Source organism: Streptomyces sp. NPDC015130 (assembly GCF_043080005.1).
GTDB lineage: Bacteria > Actinomycetota > Actinomycetes > Streptomycetales > Streptomycetaceae > Streptomyces.
Genome location: NZ_JBIBVC010000003.1, coordinates 478,966 through 493,821 on the forward strand (window position 1 = coordinate 478,966; position 14,856 = coordinate 493,821).

10 protein-coding genes are annotated in these 14,856 nt (G+C 73.7%); 3 read left to right on the top strand and 7 right to left on the bottom strand.

Annotated elements, in window-relative coordinates; all coding sequences use genetic code 11:
• Nucleotide 1 precedes the first annotated feature (1 nt).
• The 3 genes from ACF08F_RS08270 to ACF08F_RS08280 are packed head-to-tail and all read right to left on the bottom strand — an operon-like array spanning nt 2 to nt 3,458.
• Entirely contained in the window at nt 2–871 is an 870-nt protein-coding gene (locus ACF08F_RS08270) for an ABC transporter permease (RefSeq protein WP_392297689.1), read from the bottom strand.
• Nucleotides 868–1,821, bottom strand: coding sequence for an ABC transporter permease (locus ACF08F_RS08275; protein ID WP_392297690.1), 954 nt, complete (start codon nt 1,819–1,821; stop codon nt 868–870). The genes ACF08F_RS08270 and ACF08F_RS08275 overlap by 4 nt, the downstream gene beginning before the upstream one ends.
• Nucleotides 1,821–3,458: an ABC transporter substrate-binding protein gene (locus ACF08F_RS08280; RefSeq protein WP_392297691.1), complete on the bottom strand. Its 1,638-nt coding sequence runs from the start codon at nt 3,456–3,458 to the stop codon at nt 1,821–1,823. The genes ACF08F_RS08275 and ACF08F_RS08280 overlap by 1 nt, the downstream gene beginning before the upstream one ends.
• Nucleotides 3,459–3,589: 131 nt before the next feature.
• Here ACF08F_RS08280 and ACF08F_RS08285 point away from each other — a divergent pair, with 131 nt between their 5' ends.
• Nucleotides 3,590–4,648 carry a LacI family DNA-binding transcriptional regulator gene (locus ACF08F_RS08285; RefSeq protein ID WP_392297692.1) on the top strand — a complete coding sequence of 353 codons (1,059 nt, stop codon included), beginning with the start codon at nt 3,590–3,592 and terminating at the stop codon, nt 4,646–4,648.
• Between the two features lie 10 nt (nt 4,649–4,658).
• On the opposite strand, the gene ACF08F_RS08290 is transcribed toward ACF08F_RS08285, so the two are convergent.
• Nucleotides 4,659–6,293 carry an amidohydrolase gene (locus tag ACF08F_RS08290; protein ID WP_392297693.1) on the bottom strand — a complete coding sequence of 545 codons (1,635 nt, stop codon included), beginning with the start codon at nt 6,291–6,293 and terminating at the stop codon, nt 4,659–4,661.
• Nucleotides 6,294–6,387: 94 nt separating this feature from the next.
• Between ACF08F_RS08290 and ACF08F_RS08295 the strand changes: the two genes are divergently transcribed.
• Entirely contained in the window at nt 6,388–7,107 is a 720-nt protein-coding gene (locus ACF08F_RS08295; protein WP_392297694.1) for a TetR/AcrR family transcriptional regulator, read from the top strand.
• Between the two features lie 74 nt (nt 7,108–7,181).
• Here the strand turns inward: ACF08F_RS08295 and ACF08F_RS08300 are convergent, their stop codons facing one another.
• From ACF08F_RS08300 to ACF08F_RS08310, 3 genes are all read right to left on the bottom strand, one after another.
• Nucleotides 7,182–8,528, bottom strand: a complete 1,347-nt coding sequence (locus ACF08F_RS08300; protein ID WP_392297695.1) for a hypothetical protein — start codon at nt 8,526–8,528, stop codon at nt 7,182–7,184.
• Between the two features lie 63 nt (nt 8,529–8,591).
• Nucleotides 8,592–12,293, bottom strand: a complete 3,702-nt coding sequence (locus ACF08F_RS08305) for a choice-of-anchor D domain-containing protein (RefSeq protein WP_392297696.1) — start codon at nt 12,291–12,293, stop codon at nt 8,592–8,594.
• 239 nt (nt 12,294–12,532) lie between these two features.
• The gene (locus ACF08F_RS08310; RefSeq protein ID WP_392297697.1) at nt 12,533–13,459 is read right to left on the bottom strand and encodes an LLM class F420-dependent oxidoreductase; all 927 of its coding nucleotides are present in this window, start codon (nt 13,457–13,459) and stop codon (nt 12,533–12,535) included.
• A gap of 421 nt (nt 13,460–13,880) precedes the next feature.
• Between ACF08F_RS08310 and ACF08F_RS08315 the strand changes: the two genes are divergently transcribed.
• Complete coding sequence (locus tag ACF08F_RS08315; RefSeq protein WP_392297698.1) at nt 13,881–14,831, top strand: LysR family transcriptional regulator; 951 nt, start codon at nt 13,881–13,883, stop codon at nt 14,829–14,831.
• The last annotated feature ends 25 nt before the right edge of the window (nt 14,832–14,856 follow it).

Sequence of the window (14,856 nt, forward strand, 5' to 3'; positions counted from 1 at the left end):
TTCACCGCTCACGCTTCGCGATCCGGTCGGCGAGTCCCTCGCCGACGATGCCGAACGCCACCACGGCGAGCACGATGCACGCGGAGGGCGCGAGGGCGGGCAGCATCGCCCCCTGCTGGACGGCCGACTGGCCTTCGTTGATCATGGCGCCCCAGTCGGCGGTCGGCGGCTGCACGCCGAAACCGAGGAAGGAGAGCGCCGCGAGGTCCATCAGCGCGTACCCGAAGTTCATCGCGGACTGGGCGAAGACCGTCGGGGCGATGTTCGGCAGCAGGTGGCGCACGCAGACGGTCCAGCCGGACCAGCCCTGCACCCGGTACGCCTCGATGTACGGGCGGGCCTTCTCCTGGCGCGCGATGCCGCGTACCAGCCGGCCCACGTACGGGGTGTACGCGACGGCCATGGCGATCACCGGCGCGGTCATCCCGGGGCCGACGACGGTCACGAGCAGGATGGCGAGGAGCAGCCCGGGGATGGCGAAGACCATGTCCATCGAGCGGGACAGGAACGTGTCCGCCCAGCCGCCGCGCCAGGCCGCGACGACGCCGACGAGGGTGCCGAGGAGGGTGGAGACGGCGACGACGAGCAGCGGTCCGAGGAGGCCGGTGCGCGCGCCGTGGAGCAGCCGGGACAGGACGTCCCGCCCGGACTGGTCGGTGCCGAGGAGGTGGTCGGCGCCGGTCCCGACGAGGCTCGACGAGAGGTCGAGGGCCTCCGGGTCGTACGGGGCGAGCACGGGGGCGAGCAGCGCGACCAGGACGAGGGCGACGAGCACCGCGACCGAGACGGTGAAGAGGGGGCCCTGGCCGAGGACGCGCAGCCGGCGGAGGCCGGGCCTGCGGTACGGCACCGTGGAGGTGGTGGTGGTCATGAGGAGCCTTCCCCGTGGAGCGACAGCCGGGGGTCGATGAGGGGTGCGAGCAGGTCGACGAGGAGGTTCACCAGGACGAAGGCGGCCACGCTGAGCAGGGTGATCGCCTGCACGACGGCGAAGTCCTGGGCCGTCACCGACGAGACGAGCAGGGAGCCGAGGCCGGGTACGTCGAAGGCCGTCTCGACGATCGAGGTGCTGATGAGGAGGCCGGCGAGCATGGTGCCGCCGACGGTGACGACCGGGCCGAGGGCGTTGCGCAGGACGTGCCGGCGGACCACGGCCCGGCCGGCGACGCCGCGGGCCCGGGCCACCTCGACGTGCTCCCTGCCGAGCTCGTCGAGCATCGCCGAGCGGGTGACCCGGGCGAGCAGTCCCGCGAAGGTCAGTGCGAGGGCGAAGGCCGGCAAGGTGAGGTGGTGGAGCTGCTGGGAGAGGCCCACCGGGGTGCCGCCGGGGCCGGGGAACCAGCCCAGCTGCACCGAGAACAGCGACACGAGCGCGATCGCCGTCACGAAGGACGGGGTCGCGGTGGCGACGCCGGTGCCGATGAGCACGGTCCGGTCCAGCGGGCCGGGCCTCAGCGCGGCGAGGATGCCGGAGCCGATGCCGATGAGGGCGACGAGCAGCGCCGCGTACGCGACGAGCAGGGCGGTGCCGGGGAGCCGGGAGGCGATGAGGTCGGCCACGTCCTGGTGGAACTGGGCGGAGGTGCCGAAGTCGCCGGTGAGGACGCCGCCGAGCCACTTCGCGTACTGGACGGCGAGCGGGTCGTCCAGGTGGTGCTCGGTGCGCAGGGCCGCCACGGCCTCGGGCGTCGCGGGGCGGCCGTGGAGCAGGAAGGTCACCGGGTCGCCGGGGGCCAGATGGATGGCGCCGAAGACCACGAGAGAGGTCACGAACAGCACCGCCACCAGCCCGAGGAGCCGGCCGACGAGGTATCGGGTCATTACTTCGCGGCCCCGATCGTCGCGGCCCACGGGTAGTACAGCTGGGCGATCCCGGTGGGGGCGCCGGTGATCCGCTCGCCGAGGAAGACCGAGTAGGGCGCCTCGTACACGGGGATGATCGGCAGCTCGCGCATCGCGATCTTCTGGAGCTCGGCGGTCTTCTCGGCGCGCTTGGCCGGGTCGGTCTCCGAGTTGGCGCGGTCGAAGGCGACGTCGTACTCGGCGTTCGACCAGTTGCCGTAGTTCCCGAAGTCCCCGGTGCGGAGGTACTGGTAGAACTCCAGCGGGTCGGGGGTGTTGTCGTACCCGCTGGTGATGACCAGGTCGAGCCCGGTGCGGGCGTTGGGGTCGACGAAGATGCTGCTGTAGGCCTCGGGCGCGACGGACTTGAGCTTCACGTCGAGGCCGATCTGCCGGCCGGCGGCCTGTACGGCGTTGGCGACGACGCTGATCTCGGGGGCGAGCGTGCTGGTGACCAGGGTGACGGTGCGGCCGGTGGCCCCGGCCTCCTGGACGAGCTTCTTCGCCGCGTCGACGTCGAAGGCGGGCTCGGGCAGCGTGTCATAGAGCGCGGCGGTCTTCTCCGGGGCCAGGGCCCAGGCGCCGCGTGCGGCGGGGGCCTTCGCGGGGACGCCGACGCCGCCGGCCGCGGCCTTGATGATGTTCTTCCGGTCGAGGGCCATGGAGAGGGCCTGGCGCACCTTGAGGTTGCCGAGGGGACCGTGGAAGTCGAGGACGGCGAGGTTCGAGGCGCCGGTGTTGGGGCCGAAGAGGAGCGAGCCCTTGCCGCTGCTCCGCAGCTGCTCGAAGGAGGACGAGGGCACCATGTAGCCGCCGTCGGCGGTGCCGGACTTGAAGGCGTTGGAGCGGGCCGCCGGGTCCTCGACGAAGGTGAACTTCACGGAGGCCGACTTGGGGGCGAGCTTGGCGTCCCAGTAGGCGGCGTGCTTCTTGAGGGTGATGCCGGAGCCCTGGTCCCAGGATTCGAGGGCGAAGGGACCGGTGCAGTTCACGCCGCCCTTGGGGGTGCCGTAGTCCTTGCCGGCCTTGGCCAGGTAGGCGGCGCTCTCGATGGTGCCGGGGGAGGCGGCCATCAGCTCGTGGAGCAGGACGTCGGCCTTGCCGAGGCGGAGGGTCACCTCCAGCGGGCCGGTCTTCTCGATGGTGTCGACGTTCTTGAACACCGAGCCCCAGGGCGAGCCGGTCTTCGGGTCCATCTGGCGCTTGAGGGAGGCCACGACGTCGTCGGCGGTGAGGGTCGTGCCGTCGTGGAACTTCACCCCGGAGCGGATCGTGTAGACCAGCGTGCGGGGATCGGGCTGCTCGTACTTGACCGCCAGGCCGGGCTCGATCCTCATGTCGGGCGTGACCCGGAACAGCTGCTCGCAGACGTTGGCGAGCACGGTGTTCGGCGGGTAGTCGTACGCCAGGGCGTAGTCGAGCGTGTACGGCTCCGCGTACAGGGACCAGGTGAACGAGTCCAGGTCGCCCTTGGCGGGCGGCGAGGTCGGGTTGACCTCGTAGCCGGCCCCGCCGCCGGGAGAGGCCTGGGGCTTGGTGGCGCCGGAGCAGGCGGCGGTGGTGGCCGCGAGGGCGGCGGTACAGGTGAGGAGCGCGATGGTTCTCGGCATGCGCATGCAGACCCACCCCTTTACGGGTGTAGTGACGGGCGCTGGGGGGTTGGAGCGAGTATTAATGCGGGAACGTTCCCGCACAAGGTCCTGCGGGAACGGTTTTGCAAAGGTCAGGAGGGTGGCACCATCCCTCCATGACCCATGGATCACGGCACGGCGGGCAGCCCTCTTCACCCACCCCGCGCGTCCGCCTCGTCGACGTCGCCCGCGAGGCGGGCCTGTCCAAGACGACCGTCTCGGCGGCTCTCAACGACACCGGAAGGCTCTCCCCCGCCGTACGGGAGAAAGCCCGCGAGACCGCGCGCAGAATGGGCTATCGGCCCAATGCCACCGCGCGCCAACTACGCGCGGGACGAGCCAAGTTGATCGGATATGTGGTCGGGGAGTCGGTCGACGCCCGCTCGGTCTTCCTGGAGTCGCCCTACTTCGCCCGGCTGACCGGAGCCACGGCGGCGACCGCGCTGCGACGCGGTTACGCCATGGTCCTGCTGCCCGCCGGATCGCTGCAGAGCGAGTGGGCCGATCTGCCGCTCGACGCCGTCGTCGTGACCGACCCAGACGCCGACGACCGGATCGTCGACGACGTGCTCGCCGCCGGGATCCCGGTCTTCAGCGACCGCTCCGTCGAGGGACGGCCCGGGGCGTACTGGGTGGACGTCGACACCGAGGCCGCCGTGCGCTCCGCCCTGGACCACTTCCACGAGCAGGGCGCCCGCAGGCCCGTCCTCGTCGTGCCCGACAGCACCACCCGCTTCCACACCGAGGTCTTCGCCGCCCACCGGGAGTGGTGCGCGGAGCACGGCCTGCCGGAGCGGGCGGTACGGGTCGCGGAGGCCGGCAACGGACCGGTGGTCCGCGCCGTCGAGACCGCCCTCGCGGGCGGCCCGGCGGACGACCGGCCGGACGCCCTCCTCGTCGTCGCCGAGGCGAGCCCGCCCCTCGTGCTGGAGGCGGCCCGGCGCCACGGCTACGACGTACCCGGCGACCTGCTCCTCGCCTGTGTGAGCGAGGACGTCACGGCCGAGCACACCGAACCGGCCGTGACCACCGTCAGCCTGCGGCCCGAGGCGATCGCGGAGGCGGGCATCGAGCACCTGGTGCGGGTCCTGGAGCAGGGCCGCCGGGAGGCGGCCGGGACGCTCGTCCCGACCCGCCTCGACGTGCGGGCCTCCTCGGTGCGGCGGCACGGCTGACCGGATCCGGTCAGCTCGCGTGCACGAGCTTGCCGCCGACGTAGGTCCGCTCCACCCGGGCCTGCCCGATCTCCTCCGGCGGGGCCGTGAGGATGTCGCGGTCCAGGACCACCAGGTCGGCGAGGTTCCCGACGCGCAGGCTGCCCGCGTCGTCGTGCCCGTTCACATGGGCGGTGCCGGCGGTGTACGCGGCCAGCGCGGTCGGGAGGTCGAGCCGCTGCTCGGGGTAGAAGACCGGGCCGTCGGCGGACGCCGGGTCCCGGCGGTTCACGGCCACGTGGATGCCCTCGATCGGGTCGGGGCTGCTCACGGGCCAGTCGCTGCCGGCGGCGAGCGTCGCACCGGCGCGGACGAGATCGCCGAACGGGTACTGCCAGGCGGCGCGCTCCGCGCCGAGGAACGGGATCGTCAGCTCGTCCATCTGCGGCTCGTGGGCCGCCCACAGCGGCTGGATGTTCGCGATGGCGCCGAGCGCCGCGAAGCGGGCCAGGTCGTCGGGGTGCACGACCTGGAGGTGGGCGAGGTGGTGGCGGTTGCCCCGGCGGCCGTTGGCCGCCACCGCGGCCTCCACCGCGTCGAGGGCCTCGCGCACCGCACGGTCGCCCAGGGCGTGGAAGTGCACCTGGAAGCCCAGGGCGTCGAGCTCGGTCACGTAGCCGCGCAGCGCCAGCGGGTCGACGAAGCTCAGCCCCGAGTTGGCGGTGGCGCAGCCGCAGCCGTCCAGGTACGGGCTGGTCATGGCGGCGGTGAAGTTCTCCGCGACACCGTCCTGCATGATCTTGACCGACGTCGCGCGGAACCGGCCGGCGTTCAGCTTCTCGCGCCGCGCCACCAGCTCGGGGATCTGCTCGGCGCCGCGCTCGCGGTCCCACCAGAGCGCCCCGGTCACCCGTGCGGTGAGCGTGCCGTCCAGCGCGGCGGTCATGTAGGCGGCGGACGGGTCGGGCTGGCCGTGGAACTCGCCGAGCATCGCGTCCTGCCAGCCCGTCACGCCGAGCGAGTGCAGCAGCGTCTGGGCGCGGTGCAGCCCCGCGAGGCGGTCCGCGTCCGTGCTCGGCGGCACCAGGTGGCCGACGAGACCCGTGGCACCCTCCTGGAGGCAGCCGCTGGGCGTGCCGTCGGGCTCGCGCTCGATGCGGCCGTCCGCGGGGTCGGGGGTGTCGGCGGTGATCCCGGCCAGTTCGAGCGCCCGCGTGTTGGCCCAGGCGCCGTGGTGGTCGCGGTTCGACAGCAGCACGGGCCGGTCGGGGACGATCGCGTCGAGCAGCTGGCGGGTGGGCAGGCCGCCCTCGAAGCTCTCCATCGACCAGCCGCCGCCGGTGATCCACTCCCGGTCGGGGTGCGCGTCGGCGTAGGCGCGGACCCGCTCCAGGTAGTCGGTGACGCTGACGGTGTCCGTCAGATCGCACTGGGCCAGCTCCGCCCCGGCGAACACCGCGTGGACGTGGGCGTCCTGGAAGCCCGGGATCAGCAGCTTCCCCGTCAGGTCGACGACCTCGGTGTCCGGGCCGATGAGCTCGCGCACCTCGTCGTGGCCGACGGCGGCGATGCGGTCGCCGACGACGGCGAGCGAGGTCGCCCGGGTACGGGCCGGGTCCACCGTGAAGACGGGACCGCGGGTGAAGACCAGATCGGCCTTGGCCATGCGAATGCTCCAGAACGTGAGGCGGCGGGTGGCTGGCGCTATGGAAGCGGCAAGGCTGTTTACACGTCAATGGTGTTGACGTAAGGTCCCGGCCATGTCCGAAAGAGTGGTCCCCGAAGGCAGCCGGCAGCGTCGCCGCCCCACCAAGCAGGGCGCTGTCCTCTCGGAGCAGGTCATCGTCGAGACGGCGCTGCGTCTCGTCGCCCAGCACGGCGCCGACGCCCTGTCGGTGCGCAGGCTCGGAGCCGCGCTCGGCGCCGACCCCAGCGCGCTGTACCGCTACTTCCGCAACACCGACGCCCTCCTCCTCGCGATCGCCGACGAGCTCATCGGGCGGGCGCAGGACGGCTGGACGGCGACGGGCGACTGGCGGACGGACCTCCGCTCGATGGGGCTGCGGATCCACGCCTGCTACCTCTCCCATCCGCAGGCCGCCGTCCTCGGCGCGTACCGCACCACCGGCCGCCCCCACGAGACCCGGGCCGTCGAGCGGATCCTCGGCATCCTCCGCTCCGCGGCCTTCCCGGACGCCCTCGCGGTGCGGATCTACCACGCCTTCGTCGACCAGGCCCTCGCCTTCGCCGCCCAGGACGCCGCGGCGAAGGCCCTCCCGGCCGCGGCCCGGGAGGGGGACGAACAGGTCTGGCAGTCGGTCTACAGCCGACTGTCCCCGGACACCCACCCGAACATCGCCGCGACCTTCCCGCTCCTCGCGGCCGACATGCGGGACAGCGGGTACCCCTTCGCCCTGGAACTCATGCTGAACGCGGTCGGCGCGCTCCTGCCCCGGGGGAAGGACGGGACGACACCCTGACGGCCTCCCCGCCGGGCGTCCGGCAGGGCGGGCGCGGGGCCGCCCGGCGGGGGGCGTCCGTCAGGGGCGGCTCATCAGGGGTGGGAGAAGACGCCGACCATGCGCGTGCCCGGATTGCTGCTCAGGCCGACGATCGCGCCCCCGTCGGCCCGGTTCGCCCGGGCGTGCGTCCCGGCGTAGCCGTCGTCGGTCAGGAAGACCCCCAGGACCGCGATCCAGTCCTCGACTGCCCCCGTCGCCGGGTCGTAGACGGGCTCGGCGCGCGGGACGACCCGCTCCTGCGCCACATAGCCGCCGTGCTCGACCGCGACGTCCAGGGCCGCCCGCCACTCGGCCTCCGTGCTCTCCCAGCCGACGAAGGTGTCCAGACCGCCGTACCCGGCACCGGGCTTGAGGATCAGCTCCTCGCGCCGCTCCCGGCAGAGGTCCACGATCTCCGCGATCCCGGCCGGACCCGTGCCGCTCACCGTCCGGCTCCACGGCAGCAGCCGCTCGACCAGCGCCCGCTCCTCCGCGTCGAACGCGGAGCTCCACCGCGGGTCGGTGAGCAGCGAGAGCGCGCTCTTGTTCCCGTAGAAGCCGCTCTCCAGGGTCGTGAACAGCACCGTTCTGCCCGCCTCGTGGGCGCGGAAGAAGGGCTCCGCCACCTCCGGCCCCGCCGGATCCTCCAGGAGCTGGCTGGGCGCGAAGTTCCGCACGACCAGGTCGAGCGGGGTCCCGTCCAGGGTCAGCTTGCCGTCGGCCCCGGTGCGGACGTCCCCGACCTCGCCGATCCGCAGGTCCAGACCGTGCGCGGCCATCGCCTCCTGCGTCGCGACCATCATCCGGCCGTACGCGGCGACCCCGCCGCGCCCCTCGATCAGGCCGACGACCGGCTCCGCCCCGCCAGAGAGCGCGGGCTTCGCCCGCTCGCGGAACACCGCCGCCATCCGGGCCCCGATGTCGACGTGCCCGAGCCCGTGCTCGCGGGCGAACGCGCCGAACTCCGGCACACCGAGCATCCCCTGGTTGAACACGGCCAGCTCCAGACCGCCCACCTCGCTGCCGAGGTTGAACTCCAGGAGCTTGTACGAGGTGCCGTCGTGGTACGCGTCGGCCCGGCCCAGCCGGTCGGGCACCCCGGAGCCGCCCCGGCGCAGCAGCGACACGAGCCGGGGGTCGATCCCGATGGCCGCCCCGTACCGCTCCATGTCCCCGTCGAAGAGCCGCCGCGGCAGCGAGACCAGGAGGTCGAAGAGACCGCCCAGGTCCCGCGCGAAGGCCTCGGTCTCCGCGCCGTCCACGAACCAGGGCCGGTGCAGCAGGTGCGACCGCCAGGCCTTCTCGAAGCCCGGGGGGAAATCGGCCCGCGCGACGGCCTCGCCGAGGCCGCCGTCCCCGCGCAGGCACTCGTCCACGAATATCCGGCTCAGTTCGGTCATCTGTATCGCTCGCCTCACGAAGTGATCGGTCACGTGTTCCGAAAGGCGGACAGGGTAACCCGCTCAGTAGCCCACGCGGACCCCCGTGATCACATGACGGTTCGTCAGGCTGCCGGTCGCGCCGCTGAATCCGACCAGCACGTTCCGCGGCAGCGTCACCGCCACGTCGATGACCTGCACGCCGTCGACGAGCACGAGGAGCCGCCCGGCGGCCGTCACGTTCACGTCGATCACATGACTGCCCGTACGGAGCGCGGGGACGGCGGTCGAGGTCGCCGCGTACCGCAGGGTCGACGCCGAGCCGCTCGTGGCCACGCCGACGAAGTTCGACGACGGCTCGCCCGGATTGCGGTAGGTGTCCAGCGCGACGGCCACCCCGGGCAGCCCGCTGTAGCCGAGCCCGCCGCCCCCGAATCCCAGCGCCGTCGGAGTGGCCCGGGTCGCGTCGAGGAGCAGCAGGGCGAGCCCGTCGGCGCCCGTGCCGCCCGAGAGCGTGGCCGTGAACCGGGCCCGCAGCCGGGCCGACGGCACCGCGGTGGCCTGGACAGCCGAGCCCTTCACGTACGCCTGGGCCGGGTTGAGGACGAGGCTCGTGCCGGACAGCGCGGCACTGCCGTTGTACGTCCAGCCGTTCGGGCCCGGCGGCGGCAGCGCGTACGAGGGGGACGTGATCGCCGCGCCGCGCACGGCGTGGATGTCGGTCTGGCCCCCGGTCGCCCCCGTGAAGGCGAGCAGGGCCGCCGGGGGCAGCGAGGCCACCGTCGTCCGCAGCCGCTCGGTGCCGTCGACGGAGACCGTGACGGTCTTCCCGGTGACCGAGACGGCGACCGCGTGCGTGCCCGCGCGCAGGTTCGGGACGCTCGTCGTCGTCGACGCGTACGTGAGGGCCGAGCCGGTGCCGCCCGTCGCGACACCGACGAAGTTGGCCGCGGGATCCCCGGTGTTGCGGTAGGTGTCGAAGGCGACGGCGACGCCCGGGAGCCCGGCGTAGCCGAGGCCGCCGCCGACCTCCCCGAGCGCGGCGGGCGTCGTCCTGGCCGGGTCGAGGAGGGCGAACGTGAGGCCGTCCGCGCCGCTGCCGCCGCCGATCACCGTCGTGAAGGAGGCCTTCAGGCCGTCGGTCAGCACGGGGACGGGCCAGACCGCCGAACCCCGCTGGGACGCGCTCGCCTGCGTGAGCTGGAGGTCGTTGCCGGAGATCCCGGCGGCGCCGTTGAGCCGCCAGCCGCCCGCCCCCGGCGAGGGCACGGTCACCCCGGTGCCCGCCACCCCCGTCCCGGACAGCGCCTCGTTGCGTGGGCCCCGGCCGTCGTCCGAGGTCAGCTCGTACGCGGCCGTCACCGCCCCGATCGAGGTCGGCGAGAACGTCACCGCCTGGTGGACGACGTCCTCCGGACCGAGGACCTGGCCCTCGCTGATCGGGTTCGTGACGTGGAAGGGAGCGGCAGGCGGCTTCGCCTTGGTGATGGTGAGCGGGATGTTGCCGGTGTTGCTGATGTCGAAGGTCCTGGTCACCGACTGACCGACCTTCACCTCGCCGAAGGCCGTCGAGGTCGGCGTGACCGTGAGCTCCGCCCGCCCGGTCACCGCCGTGCCGGTCACGGCCACGGACGACGTCCCGTTCGCACCGCCCACGGCCAGCGTGCCCGTGTGCTCGCCCGCGACGGTCGGGGCGTACGCCACCTGCACGGTGACGGACTGCCGGGGCCGCACGACCGTGCCGACGGCCGGCGGATCCGCCGCGCCGAAGGGCGCCCCGGGGACGGAGACCGCGGAGATCGTCTCGTCGGACGTCCCCGTGTTCGTGAACGTCACGCCGAGCGTCTTGCTCATGGTGGTCGGCAGCGTCCCGAAGTCGAGCGCGCCCGGCGAGGCCAGGAGCCCCGGCCGTGTGCCGTACCCCGTCAGCCCGAGCGCGCTGTCGCCCAGGTCGGTGGCGAAGGTCAGCGCCGAGGTGTCCGGTCCCGGCGCCGTGGGGGAGAACGTCACCCGCGCCGTGTGCGTCTCGCCCGCCCGCAGCGTGCGCGGCAGCCCGGCCGAGGTCGCGGTGAACGGGCCGCCCGCCGGGGTGCTCACCCCGGTGATCGTCACGTCCCGGGTCGCCCTGACCGTTGCCGTCACGGACCCCGCCGCCCCGACCGCCACCTCGCCCGCGTCCACCGGCTCACCGGTCAGCGCGGTGTTGGCCGGACGCCCGAAGGCCAGCACGTGCCCGTCCCGCGTCCCCACGTAGATCCGCCCGCCGTCGGTGGCAGGCACGGCGAACTTCGACGCCACCCCGATCGGCGCCGACCAGCGCAGCCGCAGCGCCCCGTTCACCGGCACCGCGTCGTACGCCCGCAGCTGCCCGTTCGCGCCGCTCGCCCCGTCCGAGGCGATCGCCCACACGAGCGCCGACCCCGGATTCGTCCCCGTCGAGGTCACCACCGGGGAGCCCGAGGTGTACCCGAAGCGCTGGGCGCTGCTCCCCGTGTTGGAGAGGACCGGCATCCCCGAGCCGCTCAGCCCGTACGCGAAGGCCCGCAGCGGGCCGCCGCTGCCGATCGTGTACACGTAGCCGCCCTGCCCGCCGTACACCGCGGGATGCCCCCAGACGCCCTCGTACGGACCGAAGGCGCCGAGCACCTTGTCGGTGCCGCCCGGCCCCTGGCTCCGGCCCCCGAGGTCGTCCCGGTCGAGCAGGAACAGCCGCCCGTCCTTGCCGATCTGGACGAGCAGCCGCGGATGCCGGCTGGTGCCGAAGACCGGATCCGGCAGCGCCACCGGACCGCCCGAGCCCAGGTCGGTGTCGTTCAGATCGAGCTGGGAGGCGTTGGCGGGGCTGAAGAAGTCCTGCGCCGACATCGTCCCGTCGCTGTTCACCCCGAGCCGGACCACCGACTCCGCGAGCTGACCCGGCGGCAGGCTCCCCGGGCCCGGCGCCGGCGAGACCCCGTTGCCCGTCGAGAAGAGGATCCGGCCCGGCCCGTCCGAGACCAGGCCCCCGCCGCTCATCCAGATGCCCGCCATGCCGTTGGCGGAGGAGTCCTCCGTGGCCCACAGCGTCGTCCGGCGCGTCGTGGTGCTGACGCCCAAGACGTACCCCACGTACGGCCCCCGGTCGCAGTGCGAGGCGAAGGACGCGTAGACGGAACCGCCCATGAGCAGCAGGCCCGGCCGCTGCCCCGCCGTGTACGGGTTGAACGCCCGCCCCGGATCGTTCACCGGGGCGCCCGCCACCTTCACCGGCCAGCCCGCGCGCTCGGCACCGGTCACCGGGTCCAGCGCGTGCACGTACCAGTTGGGGTGCTGGACGTCCGGCCCGTCGTTCACCTTCGACGTCAGGTACACGGCGTTGCTCGCCGGGTCGTACACCGGAGTGGCCGTCACCCCGATGTTCGGCACCAGGTCCCCGCAGCTGATCGCCGAGGCCGGCCAGGGCGCGCCGAGGTCCTTGGTCCAGCCGATCGCCCCGGTGGCCGCGTCGATCCCGTACACCTTGTTGTTCTCGGTGGCCGCGACGAGCGTGCGCCCCACGACCAGCGGCTGCGCGTACACCTGCCCGTCGACGGTGGTGGAGAACTGCAGGCCGAAGTCCGAGCTGGACACCTGGTCGGGGGCGAGCCCGGGCTCGTCCTGGTCCCAGCCGGTCCGCAGGTCGTCGTGGGAGATCGTCGTCTGGTCGGCGGGGAGCGCGCCGCGCACCTCCGGGGTCCAGGCGCCGGCCGTGCCCACCACCAGGCACATCGTCAGCAGTCGGGCGATCGCCCTGCGTCGGCCGGCCATCTGTCCCCCTTCACCTGGTCGAACGGGCACGGAGACCGGGGCGCTCCGCCGGGGCCATAGTGAACCGCCGGCGGAGGGGGAGCGGGGCACCGCCCGCCCCCGCCCGCCGAGGTCCACCCGATCGGCCTCCGGCGGCGGCGCGAGGGGCGGGGCGGCGGTGGGCGGCGCGTGGACGGGTCGCCGGCCGGCGCACGGGGGATGCCGCCGGTGCCCCGGCCCCGGGTCTCGCCGCCGGGTCCTCAGCCCCTCGACAGCTCGCCGAGCAGCTTCCAGGTGCGGACCCGGTCCGCCTCGCCGCCCAGGTGCGTCGCCGTGAACACCACCTCCGTCGCCCCCGCCTCGCGGTAGCGCCGCACCGCGGCGGCGACGGTCTCCTCGTCGCCGATCACCGCCAGGTCGGCGGCCCGCGTGCCGCCGGACCGCTCGATGACGCGCTGGTAGGAGGGGATCCGCTCGTAGAGCGCGAGGCCCTCGGCGGCCTTCTCCCGGACGCCCTCGGGGTCTGCGGTGACCACGCCGGGGACGATGGCCACGATCCGGGGCGCCGGCCTGCCCGCCGCCTCCGCGGCGGCGGTGACGGTGGGGACGATGTCCTCGGCGAGCGCGCGCGGTCCGGCCAGGAACGGCAGGATGCCGTCCGCCAGTTCACCGCTGACCCGCAGCGTCTGCGGCCCCATCGCCGCGACGAGGATCGGCACCGGCGGCTCGGCGCCGGGCACGGACGCCGGCCACGGCGTCGTGGCCGTGAGCAGCTCGCCGTGGAAGTCCGCGGAGCCCGTCTCCACCAGCGGGCGCAGGGCGGTGAGGAACTCCCGGAGCAGCCCGACGGGCCGCTCGTACGGGATGCCGAACCCGTCCTCGGTCAGGTGCTTCGTGCCGAGGGCGATCCCGAGGTGGTAGCGCCCGCCGGTGGCGGCCTGCGCGGTCTGCGCCTGACTGGAGACGATCAGGGGGTGGCGGCCGAAGACCGGGATCGCGGAGGTCCCGACCTGGAGTCCGGGCACCTCGCGCCCGACGATCGCGGCGAGCGAGGGGGAGTCGTACGCGAAGGACTGGCCGAACCACGCCGAGTGCAGCCCGGCGTCGTGGGCCTCCCGCGCGAGGAGCACCGTGTCGTCGATCGGGAGCTGGCGGGTGGTCGTGCTGAGCACTACTCCGAGAGTCATGTCACGGCCAACGGGCCTGTGGCGCAAGGGGATTCCCTCCCCGCACGACAATCGTGTGTCCGGTCCGTATCGGCTTCATGAACGGTGTGAACGGCAGGCCACGGTGCGATCGGCGTGAGCCGCGTACGGGAGCGAAGGAGCCCGGCGGACCGGGGGTCGATGGTGGGAGTCGGTGGGACGGATGGCATGAACGGGGCGCCCGTGCGCGGGAAGCACGGGCCAGAAAGCGCTTGCAGTGGGACGCTAGAGGCCCGCCGTGGATGCGTCAATAGATGTGTATGTGATTCCTGTTCATTCACCTGAACATCGGTCAAGGTCCTGGTGGGGGCTGCCCGGTGGCGCCGCTCGGCGAAGCCGTCCGAAGGTCCCCGAACCCGCCGATGGTCTGGACCTATCGGGTCCCGGGCGTCAAGCTCTGCTCATGGACTTGGAGTTGAGGCACCTCAAGGCGATCCGGGCCATCGCGGACGCGGGCAGTCTCACGCGTGCCGCCACCGCCCTCGGTCTCGCGCAGCCCGCGCTCAGTGCACAGCTCAAGCGGATCGAACGGGCCCTGGGCGGAGCCCTGTTCGAGCGCGGCCGGGAGGGCGTGCGGACCACCGCCCTCGGGGACCTCGTCCTCGACCGCGCCCGCGTCGTCCTGCCCGCCGTGTGCGAACTGCAGGAGGAGGCCGTGCGGTTCGCCCGGGAGGGCGCGGGCGGCTACCGGCTCGGCGGCACCCACGGCCCGCTCCTCGGCGGGCTCGTCGACCGACTCGCCCGCACCGAGCCCGGCACGCCGGTCACCACGTACACCTCCTGGTCGGAGCGGGAGATCGCCCGAGGGGTCGCCGCCGGCCGGCTGGACTTCGCCCTCGTCGGCGTCTGCGGCGAGAGCGCGCCCCCCGAGGCGGGACGCCTCGCCTGGACGGAGGTGGCCCGCGACCCCGTGTACGTGATGCTGGCCGCCGACCACCCCCTGGCCTCCCGCACCGAACTCGAACTCGCCGAACTGGCGGTGGAGGCCTGGACCGACGTCCCGGGCGACGGCTGCTTCGGCGACTGCTTCGCCGCCGCGTGCGTCCGCGCCGGCTTCACCCCGGCCTGCGTGTACGAGACGGACACCGCCTCGTGCGTGCACCTCGTCCAGGTGGGGCGGGCCGTCGGCCTCTGCCGGGCCACCTTCCCCCCGACACCGGGCCTCGTGACCCGCCCCCTGACCGGTGCCCCGCTGGTCTGGCGCCACCTCCTCGGCTGGCACCCCGAGGGCCGGGCCGCCGGGCGGGCCGCGGCCGTCCTCCACCACACCCGGGCCGCCCACGCGGCGGCGCTCGCCCACAGCGCCGGCCGGCTCGGCGCCCCGGGGCATAACGCCGTGGCAGGGGCCGACTGACAGCTCCCGCCGCCCCGTTGGGGAT

Bases quoted from the DNA above. Each gene is read 5' to 3' on its own strand.
- ACF08F_RS08275 (WP_392297690.1), bottom strand. From the start codon at position 1,821: ATGACCCGATACCTCGTCGGCCGGCTCCTCGGGCTGGTGGCGGTGCTG.
- ACF08F_RS08270 (WP_392297689.1), bottom strand. From the start codon at position 871: ATGACCACCACCACCTCCACGGTGCCGTACCGCAGGCCCGGCCTCCGC.
- ACF08F_RS08300 (WP_392297695.1), bottom strand. From the start codon at position 8,528: ATGACCGAACTGAGCCGGATATTCGTGGACGAGTGCCTGCGCGGGGAC.
- ACF08F_RS08280 (WP_392297691.1), bottom strand. From the start codon at position 3,458: ATGCGCATGCCGAGAACCATCGCGCTCCTCACCTGTACCGCCGCCCTC.
- ACF08F_RS08315 (WP_392297698.1), top strand. From the start codon at position 13,881: ATGGACTTGGAGTTGAGGCACCTCAAGGCGATCCGGGCCATCGCGGAC.
- ACF08F_RS08310 (WP_392297697.1), bottom strand. From the start codon at position 13,459: ATGACTCTCGGAGTAGTGCTCAGCACGACCACCCGCCAGCTCCCGATC.
- ACF08F_RS08295 (WP_392297694.1), top strand. From the start codon at position 6,388: ATGTCCGAAAGAGTGGTCCCCGAAGGCAGCCGGCAGCGTCGCCGCCCC.
- ACF08F_RS08290 (WP_392297693.1), bottom strand. From the start codon at position 6,293: ATGGCCAAGGCCGATCTGGTCTTCACCCGCGGTCCCGTCTTCACGGTG.
- ACF08F_RS08305 (WP_392297696.1), bottom strand. From the start codon at position 12,293: ATGGCCGGCCGACGCAGGGCGATCGCCCGACTGCTGACGATGTGCCTG.
- ACF08F_RS08285 (WP_392297692.1), top strand. From the start codon at position 3,590: ATGACCCATGGATCACGGCACGGCGGGCAGCCCTCTTCACCCACCCCG.